The sequence below is a fragment of the Acidiphilium sp. 34-64-41 genome (genome assembly GCF_002282635.1).
Lineage (GTDB): Bacteria > Pseudomonadota > Alphaproteobacteria > Acetobacterales > Acetobacteraceae > Acidiphilium > Acidiphilium rubrum.
Genome location: NZ_NCJX01000042.1, coordinates 18,694 through 36,246 on the forward strand (window position 1 = coordinate 18,694; position 17,553 = coordinate 36,246).

The 17,553-nt window shown below is 65.0% G+C and carries 16 protein-coding genes; 9 read left to right on the forward strand and 7 right to left on the reverse strand.

Features of this window, described 5'->3' with window-relative positions; all coding sequences use genetic code 11:
• The first annotated feature begins 116 nt into the window (after positions 1-116).
• From B7X49_RS10400 to B7X49_RS10425, 6 genes are all read left to right on the forward strand, one after another.
• Positions 117-539, forward strand: coding sequence for a cytochrome c (locus tag B7X49_RS10400; RefSeq protein ID WP_286703004.1), 423 nt, complete (start codon positions 117-119; stop codon positions 537-539).
• A gap of 60 nt (positions 540-599) precedes the next feature.
• Positions 600-2,303 carry a PQQ-binding-like beta-propeller repeat protein gene (locus tag B7X49_RS10405; RefSeq protein ID WP_286703005.1) on the forward strand — a complete coding sequence of 568 codons (1,704 nt, stop codon included), beginning with the start codon at positions 600-602 and terminating at the stop codon, positions 2,301-2,303.
• A gap of 348 nt (positions 2,304-2,651) precedes the next feature.
• Positions 2,652-3,617 (forward strand): sugar-binding transcriptional regulator, encoded by a 966-nt coding sequence (locus B7X49_RS10410; RefSeq protein WP_286703006.1) that lies wholly within the window; start codon positions 2,652-2,654, stop codon positions 3,615-3,617.
• Between the two features lie 61 nt (positions 3,618-3,678).
• Positions 3,679-4,728 carry a 2-hydroxyacid dehydrogenase gene (locus tag B7X49_RS10415; RefSeq protein WP_286703007.1) on the forward strand — a complete coding sequence of 350 codons (1,050 nt, stop codon included), beginning with the start codon at positions 3,679-3,681 and terminating at the stop codon, positions 4,726-4,728.
• Positions 4,722-5,963: an FGGY-family carbohydrate kinase gene (locus B7X49_RS10420; protein WP_286703008.1), complete on the forward strand. Its 1,242-nt coding sequence runs from the start codon at positions 4,722-4,724 to the stop codon at positions 5,961-5,963. The genes B7X49_RS10415 and B7X49_RS10420 overlap by 7 nt, the downstream gene beginning before the upstream one ends.
• A complete protein-coding gene (locus tag B7X49_RS10425) occupies positions 5,960-6,805 on the forward strand; it encodes a TIGR01459 family HAD-type hydrolase (RefSeq protein WP_286703009.1) in 846 nt (281 codons plus the stop codon). The genes B7X49_RS10420 and B7X49_RS10425 overlap by 4 nt, the downstream gene beginning before the upstream one ends.
• A gap of 9 nt (positions 6,806-6,814) precedes the next feature.
• On the opposite strand, the gene B7X49_RS10430 is transcribed toward B7X49_RS10425, so the two are convergent.
• Positions 6,815-8,440 (reverse strand): phosphoenolpyruvate carboxykinase, encoded by a 1,626-nt coding sequence (locus B7X49_RS10430; protein ID WP_408735558.1) that lies wholly within the window; start codon positions 8,438-8,440, stop codon positions 6,815-6,817.
• Between the two features lie 93 nt (positions 8,441-8,533).
• A complete protein-coding gene (locus B7X49_RS10435; protein WP_286703010.1) occupies positions 8,534-9,250 on the reverse strand; it encodes a HugZ family protein in 717 nt (238 codons plus the stop codon).
• Between the two features lie 66 nt (positions 9,251-9,316).
• On the opposite strand from B7X49_RS10435, the gene B7X49_RS10440 reads away from it, so the two are divergent.
• On the forward strand, positions 9,317-10,018 hold the full coding sequence (locus tag B7X49_RS10440; protein ID WP_029311733.1) for a response regulator transcription factor: 702 nt from the start codon (positions 9,317-9,319) through the stop codon (positions 10,016-10,018).
• Between the two features lie 121 nt (positions 10,019-10,139).
• Positions 10,140-11,777, forward strand: a complete 1,638-nt coding sequence (locus tag B7X49_RS10445) for a stimulus-sensing domain-containing protein (protein ID WP_286703011.1) — start codon at positions 10,140-10,142, stop codon at positions 11,775-11,777.
• A gap of 99 nt (positions 11,778-11,876) precedes the next feature.
• Here B7X49_RS10445 and B7X49_RS10450 read toward each other — a convergent pair whose 3' ends face one another.
• The 5 genes from B7X49_RS10450 to purQ form a co-directional block, all read right to left on the reverse strand.
• Positions 11,877-12,929 carry a glycosyltransferase family 4 protein gene (locus B7X49_RS10450; protein WP_286703012.1) on the reverse strand — a complete coding sequence of 351 codons (1,053 nt, stop codon included), beginning with the start codon at positions 12,927-12,929 and terminating at the stop codon, positions 11,877-11,879.
• 145 nt (positions 12,930-13,074) lie between these two features.
• Complete coding sequence (grxD, locus tag B7X49_RS10455) at positions 13,075-13,425, reverse strand: Grx4 family monothiol glutaredoxin (RefSeq protein WP_029313442.1); 351 nt, start codon at positions 13,423-13,425, stop codon at positions 13,075-13,077.
• A gap of 29 nt (positions 13,426-13,454) precedes the next feature.
• Positions 13,455-13,688, reverse strand: a complete 234-nt coding sequence (locus B7X49_RS10460) for a BolA family protein (RefSeq protein WP_029313441.1) — start codon at positions 13,686-13,688, stop codon at positions 13,455-13,457.
• Between the two features lie 19 nt (positions 13,689-13,707).
• Positions 13,708-15,801 carry a phosphoribosylformylglycinamidine synthase subunit PurL gene (purL, locus tag B7X49_RS10465; RefSeq protein ID WP_286839251.1) on the reverse strand — a complete coding sequence of 698 codons (2,094 nt, stop codon included), beginning with the start codon at positions 15,799-15,801 and terminating at the stop codon, positions 13,708-13,710.
• The gene (gene purQ / locus B7X49_RS10470) at positions 15,801-16,493 is read right to left on the reverse strand and encodes a phosphoribosylformylglycinamidine synthase subunit PurQ (RefSeq protein ID WP_286703014.1); all 693 of its coding nucleotides are present in this window, start codon (positions 16,491-16,493) and stop codon (positions 15,801-15,803) included. The genes purL and purQ overlap by 1 nt, the downstream gene beginning before the upstream one ends.
• Before the next feature lie 143 nt (positions 16,494-16,636).
• Between purQ and B7X49_RS10475 the strand changes: the two genes are divergently transcribed.
• Positions 16,637-17,553, forward strand: a 917-nt coding sequence (locus B7X49_RS10475) for an ISAzo13 family transposase (RefSeq protein WP_408735595.1), incomplete at its 3' end; no start/stop codon positions are given.

Below are 17,553 nucleotides of genomic sequence, written 5' to 3' on the forward strand. Positions count from 1 at the left end.
GGCAGTCTCGCGCGGCACCTGCGCACGGATGTGGGCTCTTTACAAGATCGTCATGTTCCTGTTATCTCCCAGACACAAAGTTGTGTACCGCACAGCACGAGGGGATAGATAATTTCATGCGTCGGCTAATCGCTGCGATCGGTCTGACAGCGCTGTCAGGCTTTGCACTTTCCTGCGTTGCCCACGCGGCCTGCGCCCCTGGGGATTTCACAAATTCTCAAGCCGCCCAGGGCAAAGTCTTGTACGATGCCAATTGCGCGTCCTGCCACATGACCGATCTGTCCGGCGGGTCCGGTCCGGCGCTGGGTGGTGCCAAGTTCAAATCCTACCTCGATTTCACCAAGATCACCGGTGCACAATTACTGTCGTTCATCACCGCGCAAATGCCGTATCAGGCACCCGGCAGCCTGAAACCGGCGGAATATCAGTCGATTTTTGCCTATATATTGCAGAAAAACCAGTACAAAGCTGGCGATGTGTCGCTGACCGACCATACCGCCGCCTGCATCGCCATGCTGCCCTATCCGGGTAAGTCCTGAACACCATCCGATTACCCGTCGTGCGTTAGTCGTCTTCACACGTCAAACGAGGAACTTCCAATGACAAATTCCATCCCGTCGAGCCGGCTGGCGCGTCGGTTGCGCGCTGGCGTGCTACCGGCCGCAGCGCTGCTGTGCCTCGGCATGGCGCACACCGCCTTCGCCGGCGCCACCGAGGCAGCAGGCTCGGAAACCGGCGGCAAAACCGAAGTCGCCGGCAAGACGATCACCGCCAACGTCGCCGTCACCTCGGGCATGATCGAGGCCGCACCGAAAAGCGGCGCGAACTGGCTGGTCACCGGCCGCGATTACGACAATTCACGCTTCTCGCCGCTCAAGCAGATCAACGCCGGCAACGTCGCGCATCTCACCCCGGTAGCGATCGCGCAGACCGGCTTCACTGCCAGTTTCGAAACCACGCCGATCGTCGTCAACGGCATCATGTACCTGACCACGCCGATGGTGAACGACAAGCAGGCCCTGGTCGCCATGAACGCGGCAACCGGCGCCACGCTGTGGACCTACACCTACACCGACGGCACCAACCAGATCTGCTGCGGCCCGGTCAACCGCGGCGCGGCGGCGGCCGATGGCAAAGTGTTCATGCTGACGCTCGATGACAAATTGATCGCGGTCGATGCCGCAACCGGCAAACAGGCGTGGATGAGCACGGTCGCCGATCCGCGCTACGGCTATTCGGAAACCATGGCGCCCACCGTCTACAAAAACATGGTGCTGATCGGCAGCGCCGGCGGCGAATGGCCGATCCGTGGCTTCGTCGCCGCCTACGACGTCAAGACCGGTAAAAAGATCTGGCAGTTCAACACCACCAATAAGGAAAAAAGCTGGTCCGGTGATTCCTGGAAGACCGGCGGCGGCACGGTGTGGACCACGCCCACGGTCGATGCCAAGCGTGGCCTGCTGATTTTCGCAACCGGCAACCCGAACCCCGATCTGAACGGTGCCTCGCGTCTCGGCGACAATCTCTACACCGACTCGATCGTCGCCCTGCATGTCGATACCGGCAAACTCGCCTGGTATTATCAGGAAGTGAAGCACGACGTGTGGGATTACGATGCGGTCAGCAACGTCCTGCTGTTCGACACCAAGGTGAACGGCAAAACCGTCCCCGCGGCGGGCGAGGCCGGCAAGACCGCATGGTTCTACATCGTGAACCGCGAAACCGGTAAGCTGATCCGCAAATCCGAACCGTTCGACAAACAAAAGAACATGTTCGCCCAGCCCACGCTCGCGGGCGTGCAGATGCTGCCGGGTGCCAACGGCGGCGCCGAATGGTCGCCCCCGGCATTCTCGCCGCTCACGCACGAGGTTTACGTGCTGGGCATGAATCAGTTGATGACGTTCAGCAACGAAAAAAACAGCCCGGCCATCCCCGGCCAGATCCGGCTCGGCAGCACCTTCAAGAACGTCCCGCACGGCGTGCAGGATGGCACACTAACGGCCATCAACGTCGATTCCGGCAAGATCGCCTGGAACGACCACATGCCCCAACCCATGATGGGCGGCGCGTTGGCGACGGCCGGCAATCTGGTGTTCACCGGCGAAGGCAACGGCTGGTTCGATGCAATGGACGCCAAAACCGGCAAACGCCTGTGGCGCTTCAACCTCGGCGCCGGCGTCAACGCCCCGCCGATCGCCTACAGCGTCGCCGGCCGTGAATACATCGCCGTCGCCGCTGGCGGCAATTTCCAGCTCAGCTACCCGTACGGCGACACGGTGGCGATTTTTGCCCTGTCGAAATGAGTTGACAGTCGAACCTGCCGCCCGTGATCCGGGCGTCAGGTTCGTTGGCGTTCCGTCCGATCTTGTTCGGAAGGTTTGAGCGATGCGCGCGCCGTTTTCGAGCGATATGCGCATAAGTTGACGCGCTAGCGGCGCCATAATCCCGTGAAATCGATCGATAAAACATAAACCTAAAGCGTTAAGCTGAAAGCATAACGCTCTAGGTACCGGTTCGCCTTAATTTCACGCCACCCGCCACCCGCCACCCGCCACCCAACGCCCTCACAACCCCTCGATTTCCATTGACAGTACCCGGCCTCCCTGATTATTCCAGCGGACCATAAATAAATAATCACCCAGAAGGTCACGGTGGCAAACGATCGAGGAAACCGGAGTGGCGGCGATGATGCCGAGTTGGCGACGCGCGCGGCCTGGCTCTATTATGAGGCGTCGCTGACCCAGGCCGAGATCAGTGCGGAGTTACGGGTCCCGCCGGCCAAGGTCCAGCGCCTGATCGCGCGCGCGATGCGTGACGGCCTGGTCCGAATTCTGATCGAAGGCGACATGGCCGGTTGCCTCACGCTCGAGCGCGCCTTGTCCACCGCGCATGGGCTCAATTTCTGTCGTGTCGTGCCGGCAATCCCCGGCGTCGCTCCGTTTTCCGGCCTTGGCCGGGCCGCGGCGGCCTATTTATATGGCGCGATCGAAAGTGGCGCGCATCGCATCATCGGCGTCGGTCATGGTCGCAGCCTGGCCGCGATGGTCGATCACATGCCCCATATCGAGCGGCCCGATCTGACGCTGGTGTCCGTGATCGGCGGCGTGCCGCGCCGGGTCGGCGCCAATCCGTTCGATGTGGTGCATGCCCTGGCCGAAAAGACCAATGCGGCGGCTTGGGTCATGCCGGTGCCGTTCTACGCGAACGACGCGGACGACCGGGTGGTGCTGTTGCGCCAGCGCGGCGTGACCGAGACGCTCGATCTGGCGGCGCGGTCGAGCTTGTTTGTCATGGGCATCGGCGAGGTCACGGAGTCGGCGTTTCTCTGCCAGAGCGGCATGATGCTGGCGAGCGAGATTGCCGAGGCGCGCGCGCTCGGCGCGGTGGGCGAGGCGTTCGGCACCTTCTACGATCAGGCCGGCCAGCGCATCAGCACCACGCTGCACGACCGGGTGATTGCGGTGGACATGGACGCGATGCGCCATCGCGAGGTGCTGATGGTCGCGGGTGGCATCGAAAAACTGGCGGCGTTGCGGGCCATGCTGAACACCGGCCTGCCGACCGGGTTCATCACCGATGAGCCAACCGCCCGCGCGCTGCTTGGCGCCACGAAGTGACAAAGTACCGCGCCATGGCCGCATTCTGGCACAATTTCGCCGCCTTTCAGGAGATGAGCCCTTGAGCGAACCGACCTGGCGCTGCGCCGTCATCGCCGATGATTTCATGCTGCCCGCCATGTTCGAATCCGCCATCCACGCCGCCTGCGGCGATGCGGTCGCGGTGCGGTCGATGCAGCTGCCCTGGCCCGATCGGCCGATGGTGCAAGCGAGCGACGCACCCGCGCTTGCCGGCATCAGGGAGTTCCTCGGCGATCCGGATGACATCGCAGCCTTCATTGGCGAGTCCGAAATGGTGGTGACGCATCTCGCCCCGCTCTCGGCCAGCGTCATCGCGCGTCTGCCCCGCTTGCGGCTGATCGGCAGCGTGCGCGGCGGCCCGGTGAACATCGACCGCGCGGCGGCCAAGGCGCGCGGCATCGAAGTGGTCAACACGCCTGGCCGCAACGCCAGTGCGGTGGCGGAATTCACCATCGGCTGCATCCTCGCCCAGACGCGCCAGATCACCGTCGCGCACGAGGGGATGCGCCGGCGCATCTGGCGCGGTGATCTCTACCGCGCGGACCGCACCGGGCGTGAATTGCGGGAACTCACGGTCGGCATCGTCGGCTACGGGCAGATCGGCCGGCGCGTGGCGAAGCTGCTGGCACCGTTCGGCTGCCGGATCATCGTGGCCGATCCCTACGCAACCCTCGCCCCGGAGGATGCCGCCGCCGGCGTCACGCTCTGCCCGCTCGCCACGCTGCTGGCCACCGCCGATGTCATCACGCTGCACCCGCGCGTCACCCCGGAGACGACCAACATGATCGATGCCGCGGCCATCGCCACAATGAAGCGTGGTGCGATCATCATCAACACCACGCGCGGCGCGATCATCGACTATGCGGCACTGACCGAGGCTCTCGCGTCCGGCCAGCTCGGCGGCGCAGCGCTCGATTGCTACAGCATCGAACCGCCGCCCGATGACTGGCCGCTGCTCGACCTGCCGAACGTCACGCTGACCCCGCATATCGCCGGCGCCTCGCTCGAGAACGTGCGCGTCGCCACCAGCATGATCGCGACCGAAATCCACCGGTTCATCACCGGCCTGCCGCCGCTGAACCCATGCTAGCCCTCGGCATCGATATCGGCACCTCCGGCGTGCGCACGGTCGCGATCGATCCGGCCGGCGCGGCGCAGGGCCAGGGCAGTGCTCGCATCGCGGCCGAGGCCAGGCGCGATCCCGCTGCAATCTGGCGCGCGGTTGGCGAAGCCCTGGATGCGCTGCGCCCGTCGATCGACATGGCCGCCATTGCCGCCCTCGCGGTCGATGGCACGTCCGGCACCATGATCATGACCGATGCCGCCGGCGCACCAACCGGCCCGGCCACACTCTACAACGATCAGGCGACGCCGGCCGCCGTCGCGCGCATCGGCGCAATCGCCCCCCGCGACAGCGCCGCCCACGGCACCACCTCACCGCTGGCCCGCCTGCTCGATGGCGCAGAACCCGCCAGCGGACATCTGGCCTTGCACGAAGCGGATTGGATCACCCATCGCCTGGGCGGACCACTCGGCGTTTCGGATGCCAATAATGCGCTGAAAACCGGCTACGATCCGGTCGCCGGCGCCTGGCCGGGCTGGATCGACCAGCTCTCCCTGCCCGTCGCGCTGCCCCGCGTGGTCGCACCCGGCACAATCCTCGGCCCGATCGCGGCCGCCATCGCCGCGCGTTTCGGCTTCGACCCTGAATTGCGCCTGGTCGCCGGCACCACGGATGGCTGCGCCTCCTTCCTCGCAACCGGCGCCGACCAGCCGGGCGATGGCGTCACGGCACTGGGCTCGACGCTGACGCTCAAACTCCTGTCGGACCAGCCGGTGTTCGCGCCGGATTACGGCGTCTACAGCCATCGGCTGCTCGGCAATTTCCTGCCCGGCGGCGCATCGAGCGCCGGCGCGGCGGTGCTCGCGCGCTATTTCACCCCGGCGCAGATCGGCGACCTCAGCCGCAGCATCGATCCGCGCCGGGACTCCGGGCTCGACTACTACCCGCTGCCCGCCCCCGGCGAGCGATTCCCGATCAACGACGCCACGCTCGAACCACGCCTGTCACCGCGCCCGGCGAACGATGCGCTGTTCCTGCACGGCCTGCTCGAAGGCCTCGCGCGGATCGAGGCGCTGGGATACCGCAGGCTGGCCGCCCTCGGCGCGCCCCGCCTGCGCCGCGTGCTCACGGTCGGAGGCGGTGCGGTCAACCCGGTATGGACCGCGCTGCGCGCCCGCATCCTCGGCGTCGATGTCACCGCCGCCGCCCAGACCGAGGCAGCCTACGGCACTGCGCGCCTCGCGCTGCGGGGGCTGGCATGATGCGCGCCAGCGAAATTCCCGGCCTGTCCGCCCTGGCCGAGGATGCCGATGCGTTCCTGATCGACCAGTTCGGCACGATCCACGACGGCGAACGCCCCTATCCCGGTGCCATCGAATCCCTGCGCGCAATCCGTGCCGCGGGCAAGCGGATCATTCTGCTCTCCAACTCTGGCCGCCGCGCCCCCAACAACAACGCCCGGCTCGATGCCATGGGCTTCACGCCCGATTGCTACGATGCCTCGCTCTGCTCGGGTGAAATCGGCTGGGCCGCGCTGCACGAAGACCCTTTGCCCTGCCTGCAAAGCCGCTGCCGCGTGCTGCTGCTGGCGCGCGATCCAGCACTCGACATCCTCGATGGGTTCGACATCGAAGCGGTCGACAGCATCGAACAAGCCGATCTGATCATGCTGGCCGGCTCGCAGACCGATCGCTACGGTTACGACGCGCTCTGGGCGAACATCCGCCCCGGCATCGCGCGCGGCGTGCCGCTGGTCTGCACCAACCCCGATCGGCTGATGCTGGCCGGCGGCACCTTGCACCCTGGCGCCGGCACCCTCGCCGAAGCCTATCGCAACGAGGGCGGCTTCGTCCGCTGGTACGGCAAGCCCCACCCGAAACTCTATCAGGCGGCGTTCGCCCTGCTACCCGGCGTGCCGCGCGCGCGTATTTTCGGCGTGGGCGACAGTATCGAACACGATATCGCCGGCGCCGCCGCGCGCGGCTGCGCGAGCGTGCTGGTCCGCACCGGCATCATCACCGGGCTCGACGATGCAGCACTCGAAGGCGAAATGATCCGCTTCGCGAGCCGCCCAACCGCCGTCATGGCAAAATTCGAGTGGTAGTCTCGCGCTCTACGCCGCCGAACGGATCGCAGCCTTGCGGATGTCGGCATCGACCCCGTCCGCAAAGCTCGCGAAATTCGCCTCGAACCGGCCGATCAACTCCGCCGCCTGGCGGTCATAGGCCGCCTGATCGGCCCACGCCTGCCGCGGATTCAGCAACGTGCCCGGCACGCCCGCGACCGCATCGGGGATCATCAGGCCGAATGCCGGATCGGGATGAAAACTGGCATCATCCAGCGCGCCTGAAAGCGCCGCGTTCAGCAGCGCGCGGGTATGCGCGATCGGCATCCGCTTGCCGGTGCCATAAGCGCCGCCCGACCAGCCGGTGTTCACCAGCCAGCACGACACGTTGTGCTCGGCGATCAATTTGGCCAGCAATTCGCCATACACACGCGGCTCGCGCGGCAGGAACGGCGCGCCGAAACAGGTCGAAAACGTCGCCTGCGGCTCGCGGCCGAGCCCTTTTTCCGTCCCCGCCACCTTGGCGGTATAGCCTGACAGGAAATGATACATCGCCTGCGCCGGCGTCAGTTTCGCGAGCGGCGGCAGCACGCCGAACGCATCGGCGGTCAGCATCACCACATGCTTCGGCTGCCCGCCACGGCCCGAGCGTTCCACGTTCGGGATAAACTCGATCGGATAGCACGAGCGGGTATTCTCGGTCAGCGTCCGGTCGGCCAGATCCACCACGCCGCGCGGGTCCGCCACCACGTTTTCCAGCACGGTGCCGAACCGGTGCGACGCCGCAAAAATCTCCGGCTCCGCTTCCGCCGACAGATCGATCACCTTCGCGTAGCAACCGCCCTCGAAGTTGAAAATCCCGCCTTGGCCCCAGCCATGCTCGTCATCCCCGATCAACCGCCGGGCCGGATCGGACGAGAGCGTGGTCTTGCCGGTGCCGGACAGGCCGAAAAACAGCGCGACGTCCTCATCCTTGCCGACATTGGCGCTGCAATGCATCGGCAGCACGCCGCGCTCGGGCAGCATCCAGTTCATCACCGTGAAGATCGATTTCTTGATCTCGCCGGCATATTGCGTCCCCGCGATCACGATTTTCCGCTCCGCGAACGACAGCGCGATCGCCGTGCTGCTGCGCACGCCATCGATCGCCGGGTCCGCCTCGAATTCCGGCGCGTGCAGAATGACGTAATCAGGCGTGAACCCCGCCAACTCGCTGGTCTTCGGGCGGATGAACATGTTGCGCGCAAACAGCGCCTGCCAGGCGTTGGTGGTGATCAGCCGCACCCGGATGCGGTTGTCCGGATCGGCGCCGGCGAACAAATCCTGGCTGAAAATCTCGCGATCCTGCAAATACGCCTGCACGCGGCCCTTCAACGTCGCGAAATGCGCGCTCGACAGTTTCTGATTGATCTTGCCCCACCAGATATCCTTGGTGGTGGCAGGCTCATCGACCACGAATTTATCGGCAACCGAACGCCCGGTATGCACCCCGGTCTGCACCATCAGCGCGCCATCCGCCGAAAGCCGCCCCTCGCCGCGCCGGATCGCATGGGCGACCAGCGCGGGCGCGGTCAAATTGGCGTGCAGCACCGCAACCCGCCCCACGCCGGAGCAGGCGAGATAGGCAGCGTTGTGCACGGTACTGTCGATGGCAGCATGATCGGATACGTTCACGTCGATGGACTTCCCTTGGATCGTTGATCAGCAATGTCGTTAGACGCATATATGAAACGCCTTTCGGCTTTTGCCAAACCCGAAACACGCAATTCATACCTGCGTCGGCGGCGCGATATTGTTCATTTCGATCATTAATTCGCCGTAAACGCGCAAGCTTCGGCGTAACGCCACCCGCAACACCCGATCCTCACGCGCCAGATCGAACCCGTCGGCGTCCAGCGTCACCATCCGCCAGCCATCCCCGGCACCGCCATGGCGATGCGCCATCGCATCGATCTCGCCGGCCCGCTCCCGGTTCGCCGCCGCCATCGCCGCCGCGGCCGCCGCCTCATCGCACAGCGGCCCGGTCATCGGGCCAAGCCGCGCCACATCAAGCGTCGCGGCCCGGGCAAACCCGCCGACATACCGCGCCGCCACCGTGCTCAGCCGATACACGCCGAAATCGCCAAAACCCGCATAAAACCCGGCATAGGGATGCACGGCCAAATACCGCGCCCGGTCCGCCGGATCGTCCGACCGCTCGGCATCGCACACCAGCGACAGCCGCGGGCTGGTCTGCGGATTGACCTCGGTCGCCGCCCCGCTCACCATCAACGCACATCGCCCATCCCGATCGAGCGCGCGGGTATGCGCCGATAATTGCGACAGCAGCACGATCGCCGCACCATCCAGCGTCACCGCCGGCGTCACCAGCGCAAGCGCGGGATACTCATCCTCGATCACCGCCAAACTCGCCGCCCGCGCAGCCCGCAGCAACAGCCGCGCTTCACGATGGATGTCGTTCTGTGGTTCCCTCAGGTCTTGCATTGTTGCCTTATTCCCGTCACGTCACTGCACCATTGTTACGTCCAAATCCCCGCTGAAGCAGAGACGATGAAACATACAATTGCCCTGGTTGACGATGACCGCAATATCCTTGAATCGGTCCAGATGACGCTGGAACAGGAAGGCTTCCTGGTCCGCACCTATACCGATGGCGAATCCGCCCTCCAGGGCCTGATGGCCCGCCCGGTCGACCTCGCCGTGCTCGATATCAAAATGCCGCGGATGGACGGCATGGAACTGCTCCAACGCCTGCGCGCCCGCTCCGCCATGCCGGTCATCTTCCTCACCAGCAAGGACGACGAACTCGACGAATTGATGGGCCTGCGCCTCGGCGCCGATGACTACATCACCAAACCCTTCAGCCAGCGCCTGCTGCTGGAACGCATCCGCACCCTGCTGCGCCGCAACGAGGCCAGCCGCGCCGAAGGCTCCGGCGCCGCCCCCACCGGGCTGATCGCGCGCGGCAACCTCACGCTCGATGAAACCAAACACCAATGCCTCTGGAAAGGGCTGGATATCCAGCTCACCGTCACCGAATTCCTGCTGGTCAAAGCCCTCGCCGCCCGCCCCGGCATGGTCAAATCCCGCGACCAGCTGATCGACGCCGCTTACGGTGAAAGCGTCTACGTCGACGACCGCACGATCGACAGCCATATCAAACGCCTCCGCCGCAAATTCCGCGCCCTCGATGAAGAGTTCGACCAGATCGAGACGCTCTATGGCATCGGCTATCGCTACAAAGAGGCATGATGGCGCTGGGTTCCCGGGCACAGGCGGAAAGGCGCAGCAAGGACTTCTTTTTTGTAAAAAAGAAGCAAAAAACTTTTGTTAATCTAGCGCGCAGTTGGTTTCACTGCGCGAGCCTATCCGCATGACCACGCCAGCCCCCGCCCTATCGCCCTGGCGCATCTCGCCCCTGCTGCGCCGCATCCTGCTGGTCAACGCCCTGCCGCTCGCCCTCATCGTCGCGGCCCTGCTCTACCTCGATCAATACCAGCACGGCCTGCTCACCGCCGAAGTCACGGCTCTCCGCGAACAAGCCCGCATCTACGCCGGCGCCCTCGCCGAATCCGCCGTCCAGACCAACGCCGCCAACCAGCCCACCATCAACCCCGACCTCGCCCGCCCGCTGCTCTACCGCCTGATCGAACCCACCCCCAACGCCCAGGCCCTGATCTACGGCAACGACGGCCAGGTCATCGCCAACTCGCGCATCCGCCAAGGCCCCGGCGGCGCCATCATCACCGAACCTCTGCCCTCCGTCCGCCCGCGCGGCGATTTCGACCGCGCCGTCAGCTTCCTCTACGACCAGTTCCTCGCCTTCCTGCCCAACCCGGATATCGAAACCACAGGCGCCAACGGCGCAGCCGCCGGCCTCGGCTGGCAACCCAGCGTGCGCGAAGCCCTGCGCCTCACCAGCGCCAAACCCGACCACCAGGCCGCCCCCTTCATCCGCCGCGCACCCGACGGCCGCCTCCTCGTCACCGTCGCCGAACCCATCATCCGCTCCAAACAATCCGTCGGCGTCGTCCTGCTCACCCGCGAAGCCACCGAAGTCGATCGCGCCGTCTTCGCCATCCGCGTCTCCATCCTCGGCCTGTTCGTCCTCGCTCTCGTCCTCACCGTGCTGCTCTCCGCCTACCTCGCCCGCACCATCGCCACCCCGCTCCTCCGCCTCGCCGTCTCCGCCAGTCGCCTCCGCGAAGGCCGCGCCGCCTTGGCCGAACCCGTGCCCCCCGCCATCGCCGCCCGCCAGGATGAAATCGGCACCCTCGCCCGCGCCCTCGCCGACTCCGCCCACGCCCTCTGGGCCCGCATGGACGCCATCGAACGCTTCGCCGCCGACGTCGCCCACGAAATCAAAAACCCGCTCTCCTCCATCCGCTCCGCCATCGAAACCATCCGCCGCATGGACGACCCGGTCCGCGCCGCCCGCCTGTTCGACATCATCGCCCAGGACGTCCAACGCCTCGATCGCCTGATCTCCGATATCAGCGACTCCTCGCGCCTCGATTCCGAAATGTCGCGCACCGCCATGGAACCGGTCGACCTCGCCCCCATCCTCTCCGCCCTGGCCGAAATCCACGACGCCACCCGCAAGGACAACGACCCCGTCCTGGTGCTCGACGCGCCAGCCTCAGGCCTCACAATCCGCGGCGCCGAAAGCCGCCTCGTCCAGGTCCTGCGCAACCTGATCGGCAACGCCGTCTCGTTCAGCCCACAAAACGGCAAAATCTGGCTCCGCGGCCGCGAAACCGGCAATATCATCGAAATCGCCGTCGAAGACGAAGGCCCCGGTATCCCCGACGCCAAATTGAACGACGTGTTCGACCGATTCTACTCCGAACGCCCCCAGACCGAGAGCTTCGGCAGCCACTCCGGCCTCGGACTCTCCATCTCCCGCCAAATCGTCGAAGCCCATCGCGGCCGCATCACCGCCGAAAACCGCCGCAACAGCACCAACACCATCACCGGCGCCCGCTTCGTCATCCGCATCCCGCGCGGCTGACCCGCCCGCCGGGCGCATATGCCTGGGTGAGTGCTCGTAAGTAAGCAAGGCGGAGGGAGAGCCCCTGGTCTTCCTTACTTTACGGCTACTCACCCAGCCCTAAGCCTCCAGCAGATCGGTCAGCGGTGCGAAGATCTGAGCAGCGGCGTAGTGGCGGCTGATGAAGGCGAGGGCGTCGGCTTCGATCGGTTGTTGCGCGAGCGCGGCAAGGATCGTGGCGCCGAAGGTCGCGGGATGATCCGCGACGAAAATCGGCGGGCGGCTATCGCAGGCAAGGCCGGTGCGGGCTTCGTTGGTGGCGACGGTCCAAAGCCCGTGTCGTGCGTAATCGAGCAGTTTCACCTTCAACCCAGACCCGGTGCGCAGCGGCGCGATCGCCAGGGCCGCGCCGTGCAGCGCGGGGGCCAGGTCCGCGAGGCGCCCGAGGCGCCGCACCCCGGGCGGCATCCGCCCAATGGCGATGCCGCAATCCCCGGCGAGATCGAGCGCGATCTGCGGCCGCGCGGCGCGCAATCCCGGCCAGATCGCATCGAAAAACCAGCGCAGCCCATCGAGATTCGGGAGCGTATCGCTGCCGACGAACACCAGCCGATCGGGATCGCGCCGCACGCCCTGCGGCCGCGGCTGCGTGGCGGCGGGCATCGGCACGGTAATGACCGGCCGATCCGGGCACATGTCGCGCAGAAACGCGGCCTCTTCAGGCTGAATCGCAACGATCGCCCCGGCCCGGTCGAGCAGCACAGCCTCATCCTGACGGGTCAGGGTCGCGGGTTCGACCCGATAGCCCGCCATTTTCAGCGCGGCGTGCCGGCGGTGGAACAGATCATGCGTCACCACGACCGCGCGCATACCCTGCAGTTCCGGCCGATCCAGCAGCCGGGTGCGGAACATGGTGTCGATCAGAATGAAATCCGGCGGTGCCGCGGCAATCCGCGCGCCGATCCAGGCGGCCTCATCATCGGATATAAAAGCGCCGAGTACCACATCATTGCCCCGCGCCTGCCGGCCGCCGCGCCACAGCCGGCCCGGCAGAACCGCCCGGGCCAGGGCGGCACCGGCGGCGCGCGGTTCCGCCGCGGTCAGAAACCGCCCGGTCTGCACCAGGCGCGGGCCCAAAACGCTGGCAAACGGCCCGCCTTTGGCCAGCCGCATCACGGGTAGGGGCAAGCGCGGCCGGGTCAAATACAAATCCACCCGATGCCCGCGCGCGCTTAAATGGCTGATCAGCGCATGATTATAGGCAAGATGCCCGGCCGTTCCCGGTCGCGGCAGCTCATCGGTAACGAAGCTGAAGCGTCTAGGTCGCAGCGGTCTTCGCGATCCCGTTCTGCTCGAACAGCGTCTGCAACTCGCCCGACTGGAACATCTCGGTCACGATGTCGCAGCCACCGACGAACTCGCCCTTGACATAAAGCTGCGGAATCGTCGGCCAGTTCGAAAACGCCTTGATCCCGTCACGCAATTCCGCATCTTCCAGCACATTGGCGGTCTTGAACGGCACGCCGCTATGCGTCAAAATCTGCACCACCCGCGCGGAGAATCCGCACTGCGGAAACATCGCGGTGCCTTTCATGAACAGCATGACCGGATTTTCGGTAATGCTGGCCTTGATCGCGGTGAAGGCGGGGTTGTCGGTCGTCTGGCTCATGAAAATTCTCCTGAAACGCGTTGTATCGGCTATTCGGGTGCCGAGGTCTGCAGCGCCAGCGCGTGCAACGCGCCGCCCATCCGGCCCTGCAACGCGGCATACACCATCTGATGCTGGCGCACCCGCGGAATGCCCCGGAACTGTTCGCTGGTTACTGTCGCGGCGTAGTGATCGCCATCCCCCGCCAGATCCTCAACCGTGATTTTTGCGTCCGGCAGGGCGGATTTGATCAATTGTTCAATTTCAGCGACCGACATGGCCATGATGCTATCCTTGGTGGCGTCAGGCGAACCAGCGCGCAAAGAAGTGTTCATGCGCTGTTCGCATTTCTGCCACAGATATGGCGGTGCCGTCATGCAGTGTCAATCGATCGCCGCCGCTCCGTCCCAGCATGGCAGCGGCCACCCCAGCACCCTGCGCTGCCTGCATAACCGCCGCGCCATCAACCACCGCGAGCACATACCGCGCCTGATCCTCACCGAACCAGAACCCATGTGCTCCAACCTTGGGCGCCGCACCCTCAGGTGCCAGGCTCAACGCCGCCCCGACATCCCCGGCCAGCGCCATTTCCGCCACCGCCACCAGCAACCCGCCATCCGAAACATCATGGCACGCCGCGACCAACCCATCGGTAATCAACCCGCGCACGAAATCCCCGTTGCGCCGCTCCACCGCGAAATCGATCGCCGGCGGCGCGCCATCCTCCCGCCCCAGCACCTCGCGCAACCACAGCGACTGGCCAAGCTCGCCGCGCGTCGCCCCCACCACGACCAGATCCAGCCCCGGCGTCAGCGCAATCCCCACCGCCTGTGCCGCATCCGCGATCACCCCCAACCCGCCGATCGCCGGCGTCGGCAGAATCCCCGACCCTTCGGTCTCATTATACAGTGACACATTCCCCGAAACGACCGGAAAATCCAGTGCGGTACACGCCGCCCCCATGCCCCTGTTCCGCCACGCCTCCACCACCGCCTGCGCGCCACCCGCCTCCGGGTCCGCCGCGCAATACCGCGGCGTGCAATCCGTGGTCAGCGCCAGCGCCCGCACACTGCCGGGAATTTTCACCACCGCCGCATCCGCCTGGCCCGGCCGCTTCACCGTCTGCCCGCCCACCGTCCCGTCATACTGATCCCAAATCCACTTGCGCGATGCCAGATCAGGGCACCCGATCAACCGCAGCAGGGCAGGGGCCACGCCCACCGGATCATCCACATCCCCCAACGCCGCCGGCTTCGCCGCCTCAGTATAAGGCCGCTCATACAACGGCGCCTGTTCCGCCAGCGGATCGAGCGCGATATCCGCCTCCACCACGCCCCGATGCTTCACAACGATCCGCCCGGTATCGGTAATATGCCCGATCACCGCGAAATCCAGTTCCCATTTCTCGAAAATCGCCCGCGCCATATCCTCCCGCGCCGGATCGATCACGATCAACATCCGCTCCTGGCTTTCCGACAGCATCATCTCATACGCCGTCATCCCCGCCTCCCGCTGCGGCACCGCATCAAGGTCGAGTTCGATCCCCACCCCGCCCTTGCCCGCCATCTCCACCGAGGACGACGTCAGCCCCGCCGCCCCCATGTCCTGAATCGCAACGATCGCATCCGTCGCCATCAATTCCAGGCACGCCTCGATCAGCAGCTTCTCAATAAACGGGTCCCCCACTTGCACGGTCGGCCGCTTTTCCTCGGAATCCGCGGCAAACTCGGTCGAAGCCATGGTCGCGCCATGAATCCCGTCCCGCCCGGTCTTCGAGCCCACATACACCACCGGATTGCCAATCCCCGCCGCCGCCGACAGAAAAATCCGGTCCTGCGCCGCAATCCCCACCGTCATCGCATTGACCAGCGGATTGCCATTGTACGAGCGATGAAAATTGGTCTCACCACCCACCGTCGGCACGCCCACGCAATTGCCATACCCGCCGATGCCGCGCACCACGCCATCCACCACCCGCTTGGTCACCGCCAGCGAAGGGTCACCGAACCGCAACGCGTTCAAATTCGCGATCGGCCGCGCCCCCATGGTGAACACGTCGCGCAAAATCCCGCCCACCCCGGTCGCAGCACCCTGGAACGGCTCGATGAAACTCGGGTGATTATGGCTCTCCATCTTGAAAATCGCGGCCAACCCCTCACCGATATCCACCACCCCAGCGTTCTCGCCCGGCCCGTGAATCACCCATGGCGCCTTGGTCGGCAGCGTCTTCAGCCACACCCGCGATGATTTATACGAGCAATGCTCGGACCACATCACCGAAAATATCCCCAACTCCGTCAGGCTCGGCGTGCGCCCCATAATGGCCAGCACCCGATCATACTCCTCCCCCGACAGCCCGAAACTCCGCGCCAGAGCCGCATCGACCAACTGATCCATCACGCCACCCCAATCGCAGCCAGACTGTCGAACAGAGGCTTGCCATCCACCCCACCCATCAGCGGATCGACCAGATTTTCCGGATGCGGCATCAACCCCAGCACCCGCAAATTCGCCGACAACACCCCGGCGATATTCCGCGCCGACCCGTTCAAATTCGCCGCACCCGTCAACCCACCCGCCGCATCGACATACCGAAACGCCACCAACCCCTCACCCTCCAGCCGATCCAGCGTGTCGTCATCCGCGAAATAATTACCATCGCCATGCGCCATCGGTGCGCGAAACACCTGCCCGCGCCGATACTGCCCGCTAAACACCGTATCCGCCCGCTCCACCCGCAAATGACAATCCATCGATAAAAACCGCAGCCCCGCATTGCGCAGCAACGCACCCGGCAACATCTGCGCCTCGGTCAAAATCTGAAACCCGTTACAAACCCCCAGCACATACCCACCCCGCGCCGCATGGTCCGATACCGCCCGCATCACCGGCGACTGCGCCGCCATCGCCCCGCACCGCAGATAATCGCCATAGGAAAACCCGCCCGGTATCACCACCAGATCAACCCCGGCCAAATCAGTCTCCCGATGCCAGATCATCCGCGGCCGCTGCCCCAGACTCCCCTCCAACGCCATCGCAATGTCGCGCTCGCGGTTGATGCCAGGAAAAACAATGATGCCTGCTTGCATGAATAGGGGCCTCCGTTCCGCGCGTCTTGCCCTGCCCTCGCGCTCAGGGCAAGCTAAGGACGCGAGCAGGAATAAACGATTCGGGTAGGCGTTTTTTCTGATAGGGGATTCCGGCGCGGCTGTGTGGTTGCTAGGATTCGCGGATGATCGATGAGAAAGTTGCCGCGGGCTATGGCGGAACAGCCGCCGTCTTTCGGGCGACCGGTGTTGCACGTAGTACAATCATCCGTGGCGCGAAGGATCTCGCTGATGGGTCCTCGACCACGTCCCGGATCCGGCGTCGAGGTGCCGGCCGACCGCTTTCGAGCAAGGTGGACCCCACGATGCTTGAGGATCTCCAGCGGTTGGTGGAGCCGGCGACAATGGGCGACCCGGTGCGCCCGCTGCTATGGGTGTCCAAGAGCCGCGAGAAGCTGGCGGTGGCGCTGCGCGCGATGAACCATGCCATCAGCGCCAACACGGTTGCAAAGATGTTGGTCAGCCTGGGCTATTCTCGTCAGGTCAACCGCAAGACGAAGGAAGGCAGTCACCATGCCGACCGTGACGGGCAATTCCAGCATATCAACCGCCAGGCCATTGCCTTTCAGGCCGCTGGCCAGCCAGTGATTTCTGTCGATACCAAGAAAAAGGAATTGATCGGCGAATACAAGAACGGCGGCAGCGACTATCGCCCCACCGGCTGCCCCGACGCGGTCAATGTGCATGACTTCGTCGACAAGGATCTCGGCAAGGTGGCGCCTTATGGCATCTATGACATTGCCGCGAACGCTGGCTGGGTCAGCGTCGGGATCGACCATGACACGGCGGCGTTCGCCGTCAACTCGATCCGACGTTGGTATGCGGCGGTCGGGCGCGAGCGCTACCATAACGCGGACCGGCTGCTGATCACCGCAGATGGCGGCGGCTCGAACGGATCGCGCGTCCGGCTATGGAAGCTCGAATTGCAAAAATTCGCTGACGAGACCGGATTGACCTTGCAGGTGTGCCATTATCCGCCGGGCACATCGAAGTGGAACAAGATCGAGCATCGCATGTTCTGCCACATTACCCAGACCTGGCG

Bases quoted from the DNA above. Each gene is read 5' to 3' on its own strand.
- B7X49_RS10400 (WP_286703004.1), top strand. From the start codon at position 117: ATGCGTCGGCTAATCGCTGCGATCGGTCTGACAGCGCTGTCAGGCTTT.
- B7X49_RS10405 (WP_286703005.1), top strand. From the start codon at position 600: ATGACAAATTCCATCCCGTCGAGCCGGCTGGCGCGTCGGTTGCGCGCT.
- B7X49_RS10420 (WP_286703008.1), top strand. From the start codon at position 4,722: ATGCTAGCCCTCGGCATCGATATCGGCACCTCCGGCGTGCGCACGGTC.
- B7X49_RS10425 (WP_286703009.1), top strand. From the start codon at position 5,960: ATGATGCGCGCCAGCGAAATTCCCGGCCTGTCCGCCCTGGCCGAGGAT.
- B7X49_RS10435 (WP_286703010.1), bottom strand. From the start codon at position 9,250: ATGCAAGACCTGAGGGAACCACAGAACGACATCCATCGTGAAGCGCGG.
- B7X49_RS10440 (WP_029311733.1), top strand. From the start codon at position 9,317: ATGAAACATACAATTGCCCTGGTTGACGATGACCGCAATATCCTTGAA.
- B7X49_RS10445 (WP_286703011.1), top strand. From the start codon at position 10,140: ATGACCACGCCAGCCCCCGCCCTATCGCCCTGGCGCATCTCGCCCCTG.
- B7X49_RS10450 (WP_286703012.1), bottom strand. From the start codon at position 12,929: ATGCGGCTGGCCAAAGGCGGGCCGTTTGCCAGCGTTTTGGGCCCGCGC.
- grxD (WP_029313442.1), bottom strand. From the start codon at position 13,425: ATGAGCCAGACGACCGACAACCCCGCCTTCACCGCGATCAAGGCCAGC.
- B7X49_RS10460 (WP_029313441.1), bottom strand. From the start codon at position 13,688: ATGGCCATGTCGGTCGCTGAAATTGAACAATTGATCAAATCCGCCCTG.
- purL (WP_286839251.1), bottom strand. From the start codon at position 15,801: ATGGATCAGTTGGTCGATGCGGCTCTGGCGCGGAGTTTCGGGCTGTCG.
- purQ (WP_286703014.1), bottom strand. From the start codon at position 16,493: ATGCAAGCAGGCATCATTGTTTTTCCTGGCATCAACCGCGAGCGCGAC.